This is a genomic window from Microcoleus sp. Pol8_D6 (genome assembly GCF_036700965.1).
Taxonomy (GTDB): Bacteria; Cyanobacteriota; Cyanobacteriia; order Cyanobacteriales; family Microcoleaceae; genus Microcoleus.
Map to the genome: position 1 here is coordinate 16,506 of NZ_JAUBPW010000069.1, position 20,460 is coordinate 36,965.

The 20,460-nt window shown below is 44.3% G+C and carries 11 protein-coding genes; 4 read left to right on the plus strand and 7 right to left on the minus strand.

The features are described from left to right. Positions 1-98: 98 nt before the first annotated feature. Positions 99-1,484: a lipid-A-disaccharide synthase-related protein gene (locus QUA10_RS23125; RefSeq protein ID WP_333084922.1), complete on the minus strand. Its 1,386-nt coding sequence runs from the start codon at positions 1,482-1,484 to the stop codon at positions 99-101. Positions 1,485-1,753: 269 nt separating this feature from the next. Between QUA10_RS23125 and QUA10_RS23130 the strand changes: the two genes are divergently transcribed. Beyond that, positions 1,754-2,317 (plus strand): Uma2 family endonuclease, encoded by a 564-nt coding sequence (locus tag QUA10_RS23130; protein ID WP_333084923.1) that lies wholly within the window; start codon positions 1,754-1,756, stop codon positions 2,315-2,317. A 56-nt stretch (positions 2,318-2,373) separates the two neighbouring features. Here the strand turns inward: QUA10_RS23130 and QUA10_RS23135 are convergent, their stop codons facing one another. The 3 genes from QUA10_RS23135 to QUA10_RS23145 all read right to left on the minus strand — a co-directional run bounded on the left by QUA10_RS23135 (position 2,374) and on the right by QUA10_RS23145 (position 11,771). Next, entirely contained in the window at positions 2,374-7,569 is a 5,196-nt protein-coding gene (locus QUA10_RS23135; protein ID WP_333084924.1) for a PAS domain S-box protein, read from the minus strand. A gap of 406 nt (positions 7,570-7,975) precedes the next feature. Then, on the minus strand, positions 7,976-9,268 hold the full coding sequence (locus QUA10_RS23140; protein WP_333084925.1) for an ATP-binding protein: 1,293 nt from the start codon (positions 9,266-9,268) through the stop codon (positions 7,976-7,978). Between the two features lie 184 nt (positions 9,269-9,452). After that, the gene (locus QUA10_RS23145) at positions 9,453-11,771 is read right to left on the minus strand and encodes a tetratricopeptide repeat protein (protein ID WP_333084926.1); all 2,319 of its coding nucleotides are present in this window, start codon (positions 11,769-11,771) and stop codon (positions 9,453-9,455) included. A 160-nt stretch (positions 11,772-11,931) separates the two neighbouring features. On the opposite strand from QUA10_RS23145, the gene QUA10_RS23150 reads away from it, so the two are divergent. Next, positions 11,932-14,478: a glycosyltransferase gene (locus tag QUA10_RS23150; protein WP_333084927.1), complete on the plus strand. Its 2,547-nt coding sequence runs from the start codon at positions 11,932-11,934 to the stop codon at positions 14,476-14,478. Between the two features lie 23 nt (positions 14,479-14,501). Here QUA10_RS23150 and QUA10_RS23155 read toward each other — a convergent pair whose 3' ends face one another. Continuing rightward, entirely contained in the window at positions 14,502-14,636 is a 135-nt protein-coding gene (locus tag QUA10_RS23155) for a hypothetical protein (RefSeq protein WP_333086382.1), read from the minus strand. Between QUA10_RS23155 and QUA10_RS23160 the strand changes: the two genes are divergently transcribed. Continuing rightward, the gene (locus QUA10_RS23160) at positions 14,635-18,138 is read left to right on the plus strand and encodes a glycosyltransferase (protein WP_333084928.1); all 3,504 of its coding nucleotides are present in this window, start codon (positions 14,635-14,637) and stop codon (positions 18,136-18,138) included. The genes QUA10_RS23155 and QUA10_RS23160 overlap by 2 nt on opposite strands. A gap of 71 nt (positions 18,139-18,209) precedes the next feature. After that, the gene (locus QUA10_RS23165; protein WP_333084929.1) at positions 18,210-19,538 is read left to right on the plus strand and encodes a GH39 family glycosyl hydrolase; all 1,329 of its coding nucleotides are present in this window, start codon (positions 18,210-18,212) and stop codon (positions 19,536-19,538) included. A 70-nt stretch (positions 19,539-19,608) separates the two neighbouring features. Here QUA10_RS23165 and QUA10_RS23170 read toward each other — a convergent pair whose 3' ends face one another. Next, on the minus strand, positions 19,609-19,908 hold the full coding sequence (locus QUA10_RS23170; RefSeq protein ID WP_333084930.1) for a contact-dependent growth inhibition system immunity protein: 300 nt from the start codon (positions 19,906-19,908) through the stop codon (positions 19,609-19,611). Next, on the minus strand, positions 19,905-20,291 hold the full coding sequence (locus QUA10_RS23175; RefSeq protein ID WP_333084931.1) for an RNase A-like domain-containing protein: 387 nt from the start codon (positions 20,289-20,291) through the stop codon (positions 19,905-19,907). Before QUA10_RS23175 ends, QUA10_RS23170 begins: the two co-directional genes overlap by 4 nt. Between the last annotated feature and the right edge of the window lie 169 nt (positions 20,292-20,460).

Here is a 20,460-nt window from a genome sequence, read left to right on the forward strand (position 1 = left end):
TAGGCGCACCCTACGGAAATTAATAGTTACCGAACAAGATTTTTTAAAAAGAAAGTAGTATTAAAGATACTGGGCAGGAACACAAAATTGTTTTGTCCCTAGTCGATTGCAGGCAATTGAGAATTGCTGCATTCACCGCCGAACCGCTGAATTAAACATTCGGCAATTCTGGCTGCTGCACCGGGTTCTCCCATGCGGCGCCAGCCATTTTCAGCGATTAGCTGCAACCTGTCGGGGTCGCGGAGCAAAGACTGGACGGCGCCGGCAACTTCGGCGGGATGTTTGACTAAAATTAATGACGGGCCTAACAGGCGACTTTGAGCTTCTGCAAAAGCGAAAGTAAATTGCGGGCCGTTTCCGGGAATGGCAATCGCGGGTTTTCCTAAACCTACAAATTGTTCTGTAGCCGTTCCTGCCATTGCTATTGCTAAATCGGCTTCGTACAAACAATCGTTAAAACTTTGCTGAGTCAAAATCATCGTGGCGTTTCTCTGCACAAATGTCATGGGCAATAGTAAATTAGGAGATTCTTGCTGCATTTCTTGAGCGCTAGAAACAGGAGGTCGCAAAATACTTCCTTCTCGCCGCTGCGTTCTAATTTCGCCGTCTTGTCGCCAGCCGAAAAATTCTAAACTAGGTCGCAAAGCTTCTAAGTTTAACTGGGGAGAAATGGCTCCGAAAAATAACAATTTGCGATCGGCAAACAGCGATAAAATTCCGGCTACAGCCTCTACTATTAGCAGCCAATTAGCATAGGCTTCCGGCGCTCTAGAACCGGGGAGTAAGGTGATGATAAGCGATCGCTCGATTTCCCGAAACTCTGCGTCAGGGCCGTAAAAACCGGCGGGGTTTTCCGGTTCGAGTCCGTCCATCATCGGGTTTCCGAGATTGTAAGCGGGAATTCCCAGCTTTTGTAAAGTCTCGGCGGTCAGCGCGTCCCTGGCAAAAACGGCCCGACAGCGCGATCGAGTCATCAACCAGCGCTCCCAAGGCAAATAAACCGATCGCGACCAATTCCACCCACCAAAGACCCTGGATTTGCGAGCCAGAGGCCCCTCCTCGTCCCGCAAATAATACTCGGACTTGGCAGTACCGACAAAGGCATAGGGCGCGCCACTGAGCCAAGCAAACACCAGCGGTACAATATCCCCGCAGGCTAAAATAACGCCGTCTTGATTCCCAGACTGTTGTTGGGTCCGCACCCAAGCGCGGATGGCTTTAAACTGAGCGATTGTCAACTGCAGCAGACCGCCTTTGACATCGCGCAAAAATTCCCTCCCGTCCATGTAAATAAAGCCGCCCGAAGGCATCCGCTGCACCGGGCCGATGATGCGGGCGTTTTCTAGTTGAGCGAAAGCTTGCCCTTCACCCACTAGCGGAAACACGGCTAATTCTGGCGGATGCGGGTGCTGTTGCAGTTCCTGCAAGATGCGAAGGGCGATCGCGTCTTCTCCGTGGCCGTTACTGAGGCAAAGTAATTTCAATCCCAACTCTCTCAAAAACTGTCTCTCATATTATCGGGCATTGGGCATCGGGCATGGGGTATGGGGCATGGGGTATGGGGCATGGGGCATGGGGCATGGGGCATGGGGCATGGGGCATTGGGCATTTGGCATTGGGCATGGGGCATTGGGCATACCTCACTTTTTTGAGAACTACTATATAGCGGAAAAAATGAAGTAAGTAGACCCGCACGAGTCCGGGACTTTTGGGTAAAATAGCAGATGAAACTCTATTTTATAGGTAAAATTGGATGGTACAAACCCTGCCAAAATCTTTGACACTCCAAGAGTTTCTGAAGTTGCCAGAAACCAAACCAGCCAGCGAGTACATTGACGGTGAAATTATTCAAAAACCGATGCCTCAAGGAGAACATAGTGTCATTCAAGGCGAGTTGACAAGCGCTGCTAATACTGCTCTTAAACCTCAAAAGGTGGCGCGAGCATTTCCAGAACTACGGTGCATTTTTGGCGGTCGAGCGATCGTTCCAGACGTGAGTGTATTCACTTGGGAGCGCATTCCCCGTAAAGAAAATGGTGGTGTGGCAAATGTGTTTGCGATCGCCCCGGATTGGACAATTGAAATCCTTTCCCCCGACCAAAGCCAAACTAAAGTTACTAAAAATATTTTATATTGTCTCAAACATGGAACTCAAATGGGTTGGTTAATCGATCCAGAGGAGCGATCGGTTTTTGTATATCGGCCGACTCAATCAACGGAGGTGTTTGACGAACCGGAACAGTTATTGCCCATGCCATCTTTTGCCAGGGAATTGCAACTGACAGTAGGAGAATTATTTGGTTGGCTATTAGAGTGATATCATGTCCGATCGAGCGATCGCACATGATATCACTACTGACTACTGACCACTGACTACTGACCATCGATATATTGCTTTAAAGTATTGCGAATTTGTTTGAGCTGAAATCCCTTAGCAAGTTGGCGCAGCTTCGAGACAAACGGCATTAAATTAGGTTCTAAACTCTCCAGCTTAGCACTCTCATCAAAAATTTCTTCAATGTCGCCCATAGCTGCGAGTTTCAAAAGTTTTACTACCGACTCAGAAGCCGCAGGTAACAGAGAAGAATAAGCAGGAAAATCAGAGGCTGGTGACAAACTGGGAGGTTTGCGCTTTTTGTTTTCCGAAGATTCCCCATAAATCCATTCTAGTCCCAAACGCACGCGCAACTGTTCCAAAAAGTGATTTGCTTCGATCGGTTTGGGAAGAAAAGCATCGTACCCTGCGAGGATGCTATCTTGCTGCGTAGCCTCGAAAACGCTAGCTGACATAGCGATTAACACAACATCTTTTACTTCCGGCAACTGCCGCAGTCTTCTTGCCGTCTCTAAGCCATCCATTACAGGCATCCGCAAGTCCATTAAAATGACATCTGGTTGAAATTCAACTGTTTTGCAGAGGCATTCTTGACCGTTTTGGGCCTCTGCAACCTCAAACCCCAAACGCAGCAGCAGCCTGCACAACAAATCGCGATCCAGTTGATTGTCATCCACGACTAGCACTTTCTGCTTGTTGCCAACAAAACCGACAAGCCAGCGTTTTTCCTGCAAAGGAGACACCTCTAAGTACCGTTTAGCTGCTGGCAATTCTAAATCTACCCAAAAAGTGCTGCCTTTTCCCAAAGTGCTGTGCACGCGAATTTCGCTACCCATTAGTTTCGCTAATTTCTGGCTAATCGAGAGTCCGAGACCTGTACCTTCAACAAACGTATTGCCTCCTACTTGGTGGAATGGCAAAAATATTTCTTCTAACTTGCTTTGGTCTATTCCCGTGCCGGTATCCTCGACTTGAAAGCGGATTTTTAAAGCGTGTTTGGCTGCGATCGGATTGTGGGCGAAGCGCATATAATTTTCTTTAAGTTCCGAACTCAAAGTCGAGAACTCATAATTTTCTTCTTGCCCTCGACTCCAGCCCCCTGTGCCGACATAGCCGACTTTGAAAGTCACACCGCCGCTGTTAGTAAATTTAACGGCATTGCTGAGTAAATTTATGAGAATTTGGCGCAATCTTTTTGGATCGACACGAACGCAGTTAGGCAGGGGAGAGACTTGTTCGTAATGGAATAAAATTTCTTTTTGAGACGCCCGCATCTGAAAGAGATCAGCAAGGTTTTTCGTAAAATTTAGAAAATTTAACTCTTCCGGGTAGAGTTCCATTTTTCTAGCTTCAATTTTGGAAAGATCTAAAACATCGTCGATTAACATCAGCAGGTGTTGACCGCACTGTTGAATATTGCTGAGACTTTCTTGGTGATCAGAGCTTAAGTCTTTGTCGGTTTTGAGGATTTGAGTGTAACCTAAAACGCCGTTTAAAGGCGTGCGTAGTTCGTGGCTCATATTCGCAAGAAATTCGCTTTTGGCGCGGTTGGCGCTTTCAGCAGCTAATGCAGCTTGTTGGAGGGCAGATTCTGCAAGTTTGCGATCGACAATTTCCGTTTTTGCTTGTTGAAATAGCGTCGATTGCTGGATCGCGATCGCCAATTGCACGCACAATTGCCGGAGAGATTCTATTTCTGAGGAATCCCAGGAACGGGGACCACTGCAATCGTGAGCTATCAGGAGTCCCCAGAGCTGATTTTCTGCCGTCGCTTGGACTTGGGAAATGCTTTCTCGTGCTTGTAAAATTGGCACTATTAAGTTAGCTTTAACTTCAAATTGTTCTAGAAATTCAATGTGACATTCACTCATATTTTCCGCATAAATATCTTCTATAGCGCGAATATTTCCTTGCTGGTAAATATCAACAAATTTATCTCTAAAACACGTATCTAAATAGTCAAAACTTTGCAGGGGAACTATATCTTTGGCTACAGATTCGACAACTACAATACCGCTCCAGTCGGGATTAAAGCGGTAAATAACTGTGCGGTCTGTTTGCAAAAATTGCCGCACTTGTTCGACAGCAGTTGTCAGGACTTCTTCTAAATTTAGGGAGGAGCGAATGCGATCGAGCATGGCAACTACCAGCCGTTCTCGCCTTAATTGCTGCTGCAGGGCGATCTCCGCTTGTTTGCGTTCGGTGATGTCGGTAATTACTCCCACTAACCCGATTAAATTACCAGTTTCATCTTTGATGGCGTCGGCGCGAAATAAAGTTGTTACCAGTTTGTTGTTTTTAGTGTTGATTTTGAGTTCGCCTTGCCAAGATTTGCCTTTACGGAGCCTTTTAAACATTTCTAGCAGCACATTACTTTGGGGGTAAATTGCTGTTAATCCGCCTGCTGTGTTTAGTTCTTCTGCTGTGTAGCCGTACTGTTGAACAAAAGCTTGATTGTGGTAGAGCGATCGCCCTGTCAAGTCAGCAATGCCGATCGCATCGCTGGTGCTTTCCACCGCTTGAGTAACTCGCAGCAAATCTAATTCTGCTTGTTTGCGATCGCTAATATCAGTAATAGTGCCGATATAGCCTTTAATTTCCTGCTTGTCTCCGATTTCTGCAATTGCCTGACAGATCACCCAGATTACCCGACCGTCTGGACGCTGAAAGCGGTATTCTGATTTAAAAGGAATTTTCTCAAAAATTGCTAGATGCCATTCATTTTTTACTCGCTCGACATCATCGGGATGTATGGCATTCATCCAGCCTATTTCTGCTGCTACTCCTGCGTTTAATCCCGTAATTTCGCTCCACCGTTTATTCACATAAAGGCAATTTCCCAAGGTATCGGTATGGAATATGCAAACTGGCGATGCTTCTGCTAAAGTTTGGTAGCGACGCTGGCTCGATCGCAGGGCTGATTCTACCTGTTTTCTATTAGTTATATCGCGGACTATAGAAATTATTTCGCCACCGACAAGCATGGTCAGCGACAATTCTTGAGGGAACTTAGTACCATCACGGCGCTCACCGATAGCTTCTATATTGCAGTACCCTTTTTGCAGGAGCATCGGCATTATTTGTAGTTCAAAAAATAGATTTTCTGCTTTGCTGTAAAGCATTTTCCATTGCTTCCCATACAATTCGCTAGGGCTAGCCAAGCCGTACATTTTGAGATAAGCGTCGTTGGAATAAATACATTCTTTATTATTATTAAAAATAGCGATGCCGTCATAAGCAGCGGCCATTGCTACTGCTTGTCGCTGGAGTTGGGACTCTGCTTGTTTACGAGAGGTAATGTCGTGACCTACTGAGTAGATTAAACCTTCTTCGCTAAATGGCGATGCCGTCCACAGGAAGTATTTGTAAGAACCGTCTTTGCAGATGTAGCGGTTTTCAAAGGAGATACTGGACGTACCCGCGATTAGTTTTGCTCCTTCGGCTGCGGTGGCTTTTCGATCGTCTGGATGAACAAATTCGATCATTGGCTTGGCAAACAATTCACTAATACTGTAGCCTAAAGCTGTTGACCAAGCTGGGTTTAAACGTTTAAAATGACCGTCAAAACCTACAATACAAAGCAAGTCTAAGGAGATGGTAAAAAAACGATCACGCTCTGTTTGTGCCTGCTTTAATTCAGTGATATCCATCACTAAACCGTCCCAGAGAATATCGCCTTCGCTGCCAGATTTGCTCTCATTAGTGAGCCTTTCTGGTCTCGCCGCTCCTTGCAGCCACTTAACTTTTCCAGATGGTAAAGTCTGCCGCCACTGCTGCTGCCAAGGTTCCAGCGTAGTGGCTGAAATTGCGATCGATGTTTTTAAATCTAAGAGATCGTCTGGGTGAATTCCCTTGGAAATCAGTTCCGCATTTTGCTCTATTGCTTCTGCCTCTAATTCGTAGAGTTGGCGGCTGCCTGAAGAGATGTAGGGGAAAGACAATTTTCCCGTTGTTGACATTCGTAATTGATAAATTATTCCCGGCAGGTTAGCTACCAATTTTTGAAAGCGAGCTTCGCTTTGTTCCAGGGCTTTTTGTTGCTGTCTGTATTCGGTAAAATCTCTAATAGTACCCACTATTACTTTACTGCCGTCTGCTATTTGGAAGACGCTTTTTTTGGTAGAAATTATGTGTTCTCTCCCGGCAGAGTCTGTGAATTTTTCTTCGGTTTCCAAGCATACACCCGTTGTCAATACTTCTTCATCTTTTGTCCAAAAAACAGCAGCTTCTGATTGGGGGAAAAAGTCATAATCTGATTTGCCCATCAGTTCTTGTCGCGATTTGCCGACCAACTGACAAAAAGCATCATTTAATATCATCCAGCGGTGTTGCTCATCTTTGACAAAAATTGGGTCTGGCGTAGCATTTATGGTGTGGTTTAAAAATTCTTCTGACGCTTTCAGTTTGGCTTCGTAGCGGTAGCGATCGCTCACGTCCAACACTACTTCGATTATCCGGTCGATAGACCCGTCCAGGCGACGGATGCACCGCCGGGAAACTCGCGTGTGAACTATTCCGCCGTTTTTTCTGAGCCACCTTTTGTCTAAGATGTAACCGTCGAGCCTACCTGCTAACATCTGAGAAAAATTTTCACAATTAGCCTCCAAATCTTCTGGATGAGTCAACTCTAGCCAATTCTTTTGCACGAGTTCGTAGCGCTCATAGCCAAGTAAATTGCACAGGGCATCGTTAACTTCTATCCAGTGGCAATTTAGAGAAATTTTGCTGTCAATAATTGGAGCGATGATGGCAATGCCAATCAGGGAATTTTCCACCACCGAGCGATATTTTTCTTCACTTTTTCGCAAAGCATCTTGACTGTTCTGGCGTTCTATGGCGTAACGGAGCGATCGAATTAACAGTTCGCTGTCGATTTTTCTTTTTACCAAATAATCCTGTACGCCGACCGCAATCAACCGCAGGGCAAGTTCTTCGTCGTTTTGGGCGGTCAGAACTACGATCGGCACATTTACCCCGTACTCTTGTACCCGAGCTACCGTCTCGATTCCCAGACTATCTGGCAATGAAAGGTCTAATAAAATTATGTCAAAAGTTTCTTGATTCAATCGCTGCTGCGCTTCGCTGAGGCGCTCTACTTTCGTCAGCACTATACGCTGCGAGCCACCTATTTCTGACAGCAAATCTTCAATCAGCTCAGCTTCATGAGGGTTGTCTTCTACTAACAGAACTTTAAAGCAGATAGGAGGCAAAGCTAAGTTAAAAACTGCTTTCATAATATTTATTAGTCAAAAAAATGTTAAACCAACTTGAATTATACCTTGTGTTTGCAGGGCAGTTATTCAATTGCCCGTACACATATATCGACCGTAAGATTGCGGGGTGAGTAAGCAGTACAAAAATTGTGTTTAATTATTATTCTATCACGCACTAACTAGACTGTCAACGCGAAAACTTTTTTATTCTAAATTGCAATTTATAAGAGTTAAAACAAGAATCCCAATGTAGCCCATATTCCAATCCCAATAGTCACCTTTATTGCCAATAATTTACATATTTTATTTGCCCTATAAAATCGTGTTAAGTCGTAGGTTTTACTTGCTATTTTCTGGCTGAAAATATATAAAACAATTCAGTTTACCTACCTTATAGCTTATATCTTTTGACGAAAAAATGTCTCTACTAAGCGAGAGTAAAGTGAAAAGTTGAACCTTGCTCCGGTTCCGATTCCACCCAGATACATCCGCCGTGAAGTTCCACAATTTTTTGACAAATTGCTAAACCAATACCTGTCCCAGAATATTCTCTTTGAGTGTGCAAGCGCTGGAAAATTTGAAAGATGCGTTTTTGATGCTGGGGAGCAATCCCAATTCCATTATCAGAGACAGAAATTAACCAGTTTTCCTCCTGTTTGCAAGCGGCAATATGAACCACAGGCGTTGCATCGTGGCGATATTTAATCGCATTGCTGACTAAATTTTGAAATAGCTGTACGAGTTGAGAAATATCCCCCATTACCCACGGTAATTCGCTGTAGGTGACAACGGCTTTAGTCTCGCGGATCGCCCCTTGCAAGTTCGCGAGTGCTTGCTCGACTGCGTGATTACAATCTGTCATTTGAAAAGGTTTCCGACTCCGGCCAACGCGCGAATATTCGAGTAAATCGTCAATTAAAGTTTGCATTCTGGTGCAGCCTTGAACGATATTGCCGATAAACTTACTACCTTGGCTGTCGAGTTGGTCTTTGTAGCGTTTTTCTAAAAGTTGAGCGTAACTGGCAATGGTTGCTAAAGGCGCTTGCAAGTCATGAGAAGCCACATAAGCAAATTGTTCTAGTTCTGCATTTGAACGCGCCAATTCTTGGTTAGATTTTAATAGAGCAGATTCGGCGCGCTGGCGGTGGGATATCTCTTGTTGGAGTACCAAATTTTGCTCTTGCAGAGCTTTTTCAACAGCGCGACGGGTGCTGATTTCTTGTTGCAAGATTTGGTTTTTTTCCTGAAGAGTTTTTTCGACTGCTAAGCGGCTCGTGATTTCTTCTTGCAGCAGCATATTTTGTTCTTTTAGCTGCTTTTGTAAATTCCGCAGACTAAGGTGACTTTCGATGCGGGCGAGCACTTCTTCAAACTGAAATGGCTTGCTGATATAGTCAACAGCTCCCACAGCAAATGCGTTTACTTTGTCGAAAACTTCATCTTTAGCGCTGATAAAAATTACCGGAATTTCGCGAGTTTTAGGCTCTAGTTTCAAGTGCTGACAAACTTCATAACCGTTCATTTCCGGCATCATTATGTCGAGCAAAATCAAATCTGGTGGATTAGAATTGCAGGCTCTCAAAGCCATTTTTCCGTTAATCACGCAGCGGGGGGTGTATCCCCTCTGAGTCAACATCGTAGACAACAGACGCAGGTTTTCTGCTGTATCGTCTACTACTAAAATGTTTCCTAACGGCGTCCCTGGTTGGTGATTGTTCATTAATTATTTCCCAGTTCCTCTTTTGTTCACAAAAAATGTTGGCAGCTATTTTATTTAGGACTTACGGAAAACACCCGGTTTCCAGTAGGATTATTGCGGAAATAAAACGAGGAATCCGCTCATAAACCGGGTGTTTAGCCGTTTGTGAACAAGCAAATTCCTGTTATTATTCGTTTACCGATCCTCAAATCCCCAGCAGCAGAGTCAAAGCATTATTGTCCCACGTCAATCCTTTGTCTAAAACGTTAAATCCCGCAACTTTGCACATAGCTTCTAAAGCAGTAGCTGTAGGCAGCCACCAGCACGCCGCAAAGTTGTTAATGTCAAAAACTGCTTTCTCAGTTATCCCTATAAGTTGGTTGTTGTTGATGTATGTCCGCCAATAAGCTGTTAAAATAGCTCGTTCTGCGTCGTCCAAAGCGGGAATAAACATTACTCCAGAAGCGGGAATTTCATAGCGTCCAAACTCATTTTCTATTACTTCTTGAGTAATAGCTGAAGTGAAAATTAAATGCTCGCGAGTTATCTGACGCAAAGCAACTAAAATCTGCAACGGATGGGGGTGATGGTACAAAACTCCTGCACAGTGAACTACATCGTAAGGCTCGCCAATGTCTGCAAGCTGAATCTGAGTGATATCTTGATTGATACAGTGATAATTAGCAATATTTAAACTTGTCATGCGATCGTGAAAATCTTGCCACCAGTTGAGGGATGCCGGCATGGCATCAATCATTGTCAGAGAAACTGCACCGTATTTGCTAGCTACAGATACTTTTTCGCTGACAGTTCCCCACAAGCCGCCGACTTCTGCAAAAGTCTTGCCTTTGACTACTCGGGCAATATAGCGATCGCGAATATCCTTAGCCTCTAACTCTAATAATAGAGTAGATTCCCCTGTTTGACGCTGTTTTTCTAAAATCTCCTCTAATTTTGGGGATATTTCTGGATCTTTTGGTCTAATTTCTAATGCCATCAAGTACAACATTATGGCTTCGTTAAGCTGATCGCTCTCAGCAAATTTTTGGGCGATTTCGCAGTAAAATTCAGGAGCGTGCTGCGGCTGCATTTCGTGGTGATAGTAGCTAGTTGCTACATCTGAATCTACCGGAGTTCTTTTAATTAGAGCCTCCCCTAATTTTATGTAAATTCCCGGTAGAGACGGCTCGATTTGAATGGCACAAATGTAGGCGGAAACAGCATCGTTCCATGAGTGACTTCCACTCAAAGCATCGCCTAAATTGTAATAAGACCAAGAAATAGTAGGATTAAGTTCAATAGCACGTTGGTAAGCGGTAGCTGCGGCTTTCCACTGTTGGGTTTTTAACAGCGCTTCTCCTAAATTGTGGTAAGTCCAAGAGAATTCTGGATTGAGTGCGATCGCCCGCCGATAAGCGAGTGTTGCTTCTGCAAACTTTTGAAGTTTAACTAAAGTCAAAGCTAAGTTATAATGAGACCAAAATAAATCTGCATTTAGGGCGATCGCCTGTTCGTATGCAGCCTCAGCTTCTGACCACTTTTCTAGTTTAAAAAGAGCATCTCCTAACTGGTGAAAAGCTGCGAAGAAATTCGGGTCTACTTCAGTAGCGCGCTGGTAAGCTGCGGCGGATTCAGACCATTGTTCTAATCGATCGCAAGCTGCACCGATGCTGTAGTAAGACCAAGAATAATCCGGGTTAATTTCAACAGCCGTGCGGTAGGAGATCGCAGCTTCTTGCCATTTTTCTAAATTGAGCAGCACGCTGCCTAAGTTGTAGTATGACAAAAAAGAATTGGGATTTAAATCAATACTTTTTCGGTAGGCAGCCTCCGCTTCGCGCCATAGTTCCTTAGCTTGTAAAATATTGCCTAATTTGTAATGAAACTCCGAAATATCCGGCTGGAGTTTAATAGCTTTGCGGTAGTTAACAATAGCTTCGTCCCACTGTTTCAAATTGCTAGCAGCTTCTGCTATTTTACAATAAGCTTCGCAACAACTGGGGTTTAAAAAAATGGTGCGGTGGTAACAAACTAGCGCTTTTTCGGGTTTATTTTGGGTCAGCAAAGTATTACCTAAATCGAGATATTCTTCTGCTATTTCTATCGGTTCCACGATCAGTGCTTGATACCAACAGTCTGCTGCTTCTTCAGCTTTGCCGACTTGGTTAAATATCCGGCTCAAATTACGGTAAAATCCTGCAAAGTTTGGTTGCAGGGAGATGGCTTTTTGGTAACAGCCGATCGCCTCTTGCCACTGTTCCAATGTAGCGCAGAGAGTGCCGAGGTTAGCAAAAGCTTCGGCAAAATCGGGTTGCAGGGCGATCGCAACTTTATACCAATACCTTGCGTCTTCTAGTTTACCCTGAGCTTGCAGCGCTTTCCCCAAGGTCTTGCAAGTCTCTGCAGAGTTGGGATCAGATGCCAAAACTTGTTGGCAAAGTGCGATCGCTCTATCGAAGTTGCCTGTAGCTAAATAAAGTTCTGCCTGTTGCTGAAAATTCACCTGCGCTGTTTCCGAATTCATTTTTTATTTTCCTTTTGAGTTATCATTCCATGTAAAATTATATGCTACACTTTGCCAAACTTCAAGTTTCTGTAAGTAGAGCTAGCGAGCTGAGAATAGTTCTGAATTTCCGCGAGATTAATATAAACTAGACATTAATAGGTTAACAGCGAGCTAAATAATGTCACCAGTCAATCCAACACCGCTAATCAGCGTAATTATACCTGTATATAATGGCGATCGCTACATCGTACAAGCGGTGGAAAGCACCCTAGGTCAAACTTTTACTAATTTGGAGATTATAGTTGTAGACGATGGTTCCACAGATCGCACGCAGCAAGTATTGCAGCCTTATTTTGACAGAATTCGCTACATATACCAGGAAAATCAAGGAGTAGCAGCCGCCAGAAATATTGCTTGCCAACTAGCGCAAGGCGAGTTTTTGGCATTTCTAGATGCCGATGACTATTTCCTACCATCCAAACTAGAAAAACAACTAGCTTGCTTTGACGCTTACCCCACCTTAGATATGGTGCAAACAGGTTGGCTGATCGTCGATGAAACCGGGCGAGAGATTTCTGCTGTCAAGCCTTGGCAGCAAGCGTCTAAATTAGATTTAGAAAGCTTTATTATATATAAATGCGTGCGGCCGAGTGCGATAATGCTGCGCCGAAAGTGGTGGGTAAAATTGGGCGGTTTTGATTCTCAGTTTCCACTAGCAGAAGATTTAGACTTTGCCTTGCGTTTAGCTTTAAAGGGGTGCAAAGCAGTTTGGTTAGAAGAAACACTTACCTGTTATCGCCAGCACAATTCTAATCTCATGTCAATCGGTTTTCGCGTAATGAAGAATATAGAAATTGTGATGAAAAAATTCTTCGCTCGACCCGATTTGCCTCAGTCAATCCGGCAGTTAAAAAACCCGGAACGCTATCAATGCTTAAAGTGGCTGGCATGGCGGATGTATCGCGACGGTCATCTAGCAGAGATGGCACACTGTTTAGAAGAGTCATTGCAATATACGCCTTTTTCGCCCACAAAAACAGTTTTGAATTGGCTAGAAAGTTTTCAGATGGCTTCGGAAGAATATGGTGAAAATTTTGACGCTTATTCGCTGAGTAAGTTAGCAGAATGGCAAGAGATTATTATGATGGTGATGACTAATCCACCCCAATCTCAACAGAGTTATATTCCCACACATTCAAAAGCTCAAGCGCATATTTTACTCTACAACACGGACGATCCGGGGGTGGGAGGATTAGCACAGTACAATCATGCCATTCTTTGTCAGTTAGCCTTATTAGGCTATCGAGTCACTTGCGTGCAAACCAAACATTCTAGCCCCTTGCTGGAGCGAGAAAGAGAGTTAGGTATAGAACACTTGTGGCTGGATTTTAGCGGCCATAAAGATTTACAGCGGGTGTTAAGAAATACTCAGGATGCACGAGAGCTTTTTGCTAGCAATCAACCGGATATGATTATTTTTAGCGATGGTTGGCCCTTTTCCAATTTTGCAGCTAAACAGGTAGTTATTGAAATGGGAATACCATACATGATGGTGATTGGGTTAGTTATGCCAGAACACGCAACTTTTGCCTGCGGGGATGTAGTGCCTTATGTAGAAGGAGTGCTCTACCACTGCCTGCAAGCTAGAGCCTTGATTGTTGGCGCTTACGAACATTTGAATTTATTATCCCAAGATTTCAAGTTGCCAAAAGAGCTAGGACAAGTGATTTACTTGGGGCGTTCTCCCAAATATTTTGCACCTCCTAATGCTGCAGCTCGTCAACGCCTGCGACAAGAAATAGACATTCCTGAAGATGCGATTGTCTGTTTCACATCGGCTCGATTGGCATCGATTAAAGGGCATCGATATCAGATCGAAGCAATCAAGCAGTTGCAGCAGTCTCCTGTGTGGTCTAAACTGTATTTTGTGTGGGCAGGAACTGGTGAGGGAAGCGCTGACAATGTAGAAATAGAATTGAGGGAAACTATTAAAGAGTTAGAGGTGAGCGATCGCGTAAAGTTGATCGGACAGCGCTGGGATATCCTAGATTGGCTGGATGCTAGCGACCTATTCATCTTGACTTCTGTAGCAGATGCGGCGCCTTCTCTTGCCATCATGGAAGCGATGGCTAAGGGATTGCCGGTAGTTGCAACGGCTGTGGGCGGTATTCCTGAAGGGCTTGGTGATACTGGGAAATTGTTGCCCGATCCGAATAGCGATCCAGAGGGAACCGCGAGGGAATTGGCGAAAACAGTAGAAGCTTGGGCGATGAGTCCAGAATTACGGCATCAAATCGGTCAAGCTTGCAAGCAGCGGGCCGAAAAACTATTCAAAGAGGAACGGATGTTGGCAGAGTCGATGGAGGCGATCGAAAAAGCTTTAGTTTGCGATGATAACCAAACAGATCAATTTGTTACTCAAAAAGAGGTTCAGAGGTCAATAACGAAGATAGAAAGCCGGGTGCATTACAGCTCTTTAGTGTGGAATGCTTGGCAGGCTTACTGTCAAGAAGATCTAAGCGCAATGCAGAAGTGGCTTCAAGAATCTTTGAAGTACACACCTTTTTTGAATACAGAAACGCTGTTAAACTGGGTAGAATATTTTGGCAATTTTTCCTCAGCAAAAGGGCATTACTTAGATACATATTCTCTAATTAATTTAGCAGAATGGCAACAATTAGTTGATGAATTACAGGGGATTGAATCGGTGTTTTATGCACGCTAAAACAACCGATTAAAAATTAAAATTTACCGGGATATCAGCAGTAAAACAGCATTTTTATTCTGCCTTCTGCCTTCTGCCTGACCTCCGTTACATCCGTTACATCCGTCGAGCGAATCCGTTGCCGAACTTCCTTCTTCCTTATCACCGATAAAATTCATGTCAATAGCAAATCCGACACCGCGAGTAAGTGTAATTATTCCCGCATATAATGGCGATCGCTACATCGCGCAAGCAGTAGAAAGCGTCATCAACCAAACCTATAAAAACTGGGAAATTATCATCGTAGACGACGGCTCAACCGACGACACCCGCCAAGCGTTGCAGCCTTATGTTGAAAAAATTCGCTATGTTTATCAGGAAAACCAAGGAGTAGCTGCCGCCCGCAACCGAGGAATTAAGGAATCCCGAGGCGAATTAATTGCTTTTTTAGATCAAGATGACTTTTTATTGTCCGATAAGTTAGCTGGACAAGTTGCGTTATTTGACGCTCAGCCATCATTAGGAATTGTTAATAGTGGCTGGCGAATGGTTAAAGAGCAAGGCGAAAGTATTTTCGATGTCAAACCCTGGGAATACTTGCCTCAGCTAGACTTAAAAACCTGGATTGTTTATATGCCCCTACTTCCCAGCGCCATGATGTTTTCGCGGCAGTGGCTGGAACGAGTCGGTGGCTTTGATTCTCAGTATGATTCAGTAGATGATGCCGACTTAATCTTGCGTTTAGCACTATCTGGTTGCGAAGCTGCTTGGTTGCCTCAAGTGACAGTATGCTATCGCCAGCACGGGCAAAATGTGTCCATCCAGAGAGCGCTAAAACAGGCAAACCTTTGTATTAAATTAAAGCAAAGTTTCTTCAGTCGAGCCGACTTGCCAGAGGACATCCGCCAATTAGAAAAGCGGGCGTTGTATGAAGCTCTGACATGGATGGCGTGGCAACTTTACTACAGCGGCTATCCGGCAGAAATGACTGACTATTTGCAAAAATCTTTAGATTATACCCCGTACTCCCTGACAGCAACTATAGCAGATTGGGTAAAGCGCATCACTGAAATTGCTAAGACCTACGGTTGCAACATTGAGGCCATTTCTCTCAGGCAATTACCAGAATGGAAACAATTAATGGCTAGTATTATTACTCCCCAAAAATCGCGCGTCAGTGTCATCATCCCGGCTTACAACTGCGATCGCTACATTGTCAGAGCCGTAGAAAGTGTTCTGGAACAGACTTATCAAAACTGGGAAATTATCGTCGTAGACGACGGCTCAACTGACAACACTCGCCAAGTTTTATCACCTTACCTCGATTTAATTCAATACATCTATCAAGATAACCAAGGAGCAGCAATTGCTCGAAATCGTGCTTGCAAGTTAGCACAAGGGGAATTTTTAGCTTTTCTAGATGCTGACGACTTCTTCTTACCTGAAAAACTAGAAAAACAAGTAGCTTGCTTTGACGCTGACCCCACATTAGATATGGTGCAAACAGGTTGGGTTATCGTTGGCAAAAACGACGAAGGCATCTATGGAGTCAAGCCTTGGGAAGAAGAACCAAAATTAGATTTAGAAGCCTTTGTTTTCTACAAATCAGTGCGTCCCAGCGCGATGATGCTGCGGCGAGAGTGGTGGGAACGCTTGGGAGGTTTCGATCATAGGTTGCCGCCAACCGAAGATTTAGATTTTGTGCTACGTTTAGGTTTAAAAGGCTGCAAGTCAGTTTGGTTAAAAGAGATATTAACTTGCTATCGTCAGCATGACAGCAATATCATGTCTAACGGCTGCAAATTAATGAAAAATACGGAAATTTTGATGGAGCAATTTTTCACGCGGCCAGATTTGCCTCAGCACATCCGCGACTTGAAACGGGCGGAACGTTACAAGTGTTTCGTATGGATAGCATGGCGGATGTACCGCGACGGATATTTGCCAGAAATGGTCGAATGTCTGGAAAAATCTCTGTATTACACTCATTTGACAGGCACTGAAACTGTTTTTAATTGGCTGGAAACTTTTAAGGGTGTTTCAGAACAGTACGGCTACAACTTTGATGCCTATGCCTTAACCAATTTACAGGAATGGCAAGACATAGTGGCGATCGCAGCGAACAAGCCTTATCAGTTCCAATCGACCGCCAGTTTGACTTCTCGGCAGCCAACAAAGCACGTACTCCTGTACACAGAAGACTCAGGAGTCGGCGGTTTGGCTCAGTTTAACCACTCGCTGATGTGTAAATTAGCTGCGGATGGCTACCGAGTAACCAGCGTTCAAAGTCAAGCTTCTAATCCTTTAATTAACGAACAAAAACAACTAGGTATCGAACATATTTGGCTAGAGTTCGACACGATGAAAGAGTTTTTGCGAATAGCTTACAATTTAGATGATGCTCAAAAGATTTACGCCCAAGCTCGACCGGATTTAATTATATTTAGTGACGGCTGGCCGATGGCTAACTTTGCAGCAAAACAAGTTGCGATCGAGCAAAATATACCGTACATAATCAGTCTGGGTTATATCAATCGCAATTATGAGACCTTCGATCGCGGCGATCAAATTCCCTATTTCGATGCAGTTGCCTACCAGTACATTGTAGCCAAAGCAGCAGTAGCTGTTTCCCACGAAAATTTAAACTTGTTCCAAAGTCTATTTAAAGCACGTCTAGAACGGGGCAAAGTAATCTATTATGGCAGACCAAATAGTTATTTTGAGCCACCGAATCTTTCAACTCGCCAACGCCTGCGTCAAGAACAAGGAATCCCCGAAGATGCTGTTGTTTGTTTCACGGCGGCGAGATTGACTCCAATTAAAGGATATCAGTATCAATTGCAGGCGATCGCCCAATTAAAAAATCGTCCAATTTGGTCCCAAATTTACTTTGTTTGGGCCGGGCCTGGGTCTACTACTCACGACAATCTGGAACCTGAATTAAGAGCAACTGTAAGCAAACTTGGAGTAGGAGAACAGGTTAAATTCTTAGGACAGCGCTGGGATATTGCCGATTGGCTCGATGCCAGCGACATCTTTATCTTATCTTCCGAAGCAGAGGGAATGCCACTAGCAATTATGGAAGCAATGGCGAAAGGATTGCCCGTAATTGCCACAGCAGTCAGCGGTATTCCCGAAGAATTGGGAGACACGGGAAAGCTACTGCCAGATCCTACAATCGATCCAGCAGGAACAGTAAAAGAGTTAATAGAAACGGTCGAAATATGGGTCGAAAATCCCGAAGCGCGCAGGCTTGCAGGACAAGCGTGCAAAGCGCGAGCCCAAGAACTATTCAAAGAAGAACGGATGCTTCGGGAATATGGAGAAATAATTGAACAGGCATTTTTAAGTGATGAGAGCGACAGTTTCTCTATTAGTCCGAAACTCAAAAAGCAGGTACAGCAAGTGGATAGCCTGCTGAAATACTATTATTTAGTGTGGAAAGCTTGGGAAGCTTACGATCGGGGAGATATGTCCGCGATGGTGAATAATTTGCAATCTGCTTGGGCCTGCACACCTTATTTCACCACAGAAACTATCTTTGATTGGGTGAAAAATTTTGGTATTTTTGCTGCGGAGAAAGGAGTTAAGTTCGATGCCAACGAGCTGATTAACTCCCGATCGTGGCAACAAGTGATAGAATTAATACAGGGTTTTGAAGTGTTTTCATCTGTTCGTTAAAACTGAGTTCTTGCAGCATTCTTAGGAACGGGCAATATCCCCATTCCACAAACATCAACCAAAGAAAAGATATGCAATTTACATTCAAGTTCCCACGTATTAATAAACTGCGGCCAATTGGTTTAGCTATTGTCACTGTTCTGTTAATAGCCTATTTGGGACAGCCAAGAGCGATCGCCCAACTGCGATCGAACGTTACAGTAGATTTTGGACAGCCCGCCACCGGTACAATTTCCATGAGTGGCATCCTGCACGGAATCGACACTGCCAAACCGCCAGATAGCTCGATCAAACCCTTGCAGCCCAAACTTTGGCGGGCGGGGAGACTCGATATTTACGATCGAGTAATCGCCAGCGGAGCCGAGTTTCAGTTAGTAGTCAGCGACTTGTGGGGCTACGGTAGCAATCCCAATGGGTGGCCCTATCAAAACTACCCTGCATGGGAAGCATTCATCCGACAGTTAGCCCAGCAAAATAAAGGCAAAAAAATTATTTGGGATGTATGGAATGAGCCAGATTGGAAAGATCCATTTTGGAAGGGAAGCAGAGAACAATTCTTTGAAACTTACAAAAGAGCTTACAAAATCTTGCGGGAAGAATTGGGGCCGTCAGCAATGATTGGCGGGCCAAGCCTCGGCCGCTACAGCAAAGAATATCTCGCCGCTTTTTTGGATTACTGCAAGGCTAACAAACTTGAAGTAAACTTCCTCTCATGGCACGAACTTAACGACGCGATGATTTTATTTGTTGACGATCACGTAATTGAGGCTAAACGCAATTTTCAGCAAAGTCCCTCTTACAAGGAACTGAAATTGCAAAAAATTTACGTTAACGAAATTGTGGGGAACTTAGCGCAGTACCAGCCGGGAGAAATCTTAGGTTATTTGTATAACTTAGAGTATGCAAAAGCTGACGGTGCTTGCAGAGCTTGTTGGGAGAGTAAAGGGCCAAATAAAGTTAGCAATTGCTTCAACAATACGCTGAGTGGGATGGTCACGCCTAATACTTTTGAGCCGAGAGCCGCTTGGTGGACTTACAAAGCTTATGCTGACGGAGTTAATTCGCGGGTGCGGAGTTGGTCAAATAACAATCGCCTTGTCGCTTTAGCCAGCAAGTCAAATCCTGAAGGTAAAGCACAGATACTTTTAGGTTATTTCGACCCCAATTTTTCCTCAGCAACAACGGTAACATTAACCCTCGGAAATTTGGAGCAGCTAGGTATTCAAAGGGGTCAGAAAATCACTCTAAAGTTAGAAAAGATACCCAACAATCAAGAAGGAGCCGTGCCACAGCTTGTCACAGTTAAAGAAGAAAGTTTGTCGGTGGGTAGCGGCAGCTTGGCTTATGTTATCCCTAATTTTAACGTCCACGAAGGCTACTTATTGACGGTTAGCAAGTGATATCGTTTTCGCTTGCATAAGAATTATATAGAGGACACGGCAGTGCCGTGTCCTTACAAATATATAGATTTTATCTAGGATTATGCAAATATTTTTGCACCGATTCCAACCACTCTCGGACTGTTTGATTTTCGGATTGTGGATCGTAGTAACACCCTAATTCATCGAGGATTAATGCTTCTAAATCGGCTGGGGCGATCGGCATTTCTAGCAGTTTGCTGAGTTCTTGCGATGCAGCTTCAACACTTGCGGGCGGTTCGCTGCTGCGGTAGTGGTTCACTACATCGCTAGGAGTGTCAGCTTCTAATGGCCAGTCTTGGTGAAAGTAGGAACTGAAAAATTGGGTTAAATGAGGAAATTGATTGATCATTGGGGATAGGCTGTGAGAATAAAGTATCCGGGAGGTAATTTGGCGCTGCGCTGGAGGACGATTCTCAGGCGAGATGTTGAAGTTGCTTTGGATGCGCGGCGACGCAGAGTAATGCCAATTATTCTGTTGGCGTTGTAGTCGATAGTATAACGATTGCCTCGACTTTTCACCCAAGACTCGATCGCACTTTGATTTCTGTTCATTGCTTCTCCAATAGCCGCTTCAGCGACGGAACGGTCAGTAAAAGAAGATGCTGCAGAAATTCTCGTTTCGCTTGCGAGTCGCTGTGCTAGTTGTGCTTCTGTTTTACCAACGTGTCTCTCTAAAGTGTGTCCTCCTGCTGATTCGTGAAAGTCTAATCCGCCGCCCGGTATGTTGGGCACAAAAGCTAGGGTGGTTTGTGGTATGGTGGAGATTTTCGGTGCAACAACCGTGGCGTAAACACCAGGTATAGCCGATTGGAATAATATAATTAGGTAGTCCTAAACAAGTAATGATAAATTGTAGTGATGGATAAAATACCAAATCGCACCGATGTGATTATTTAATGAC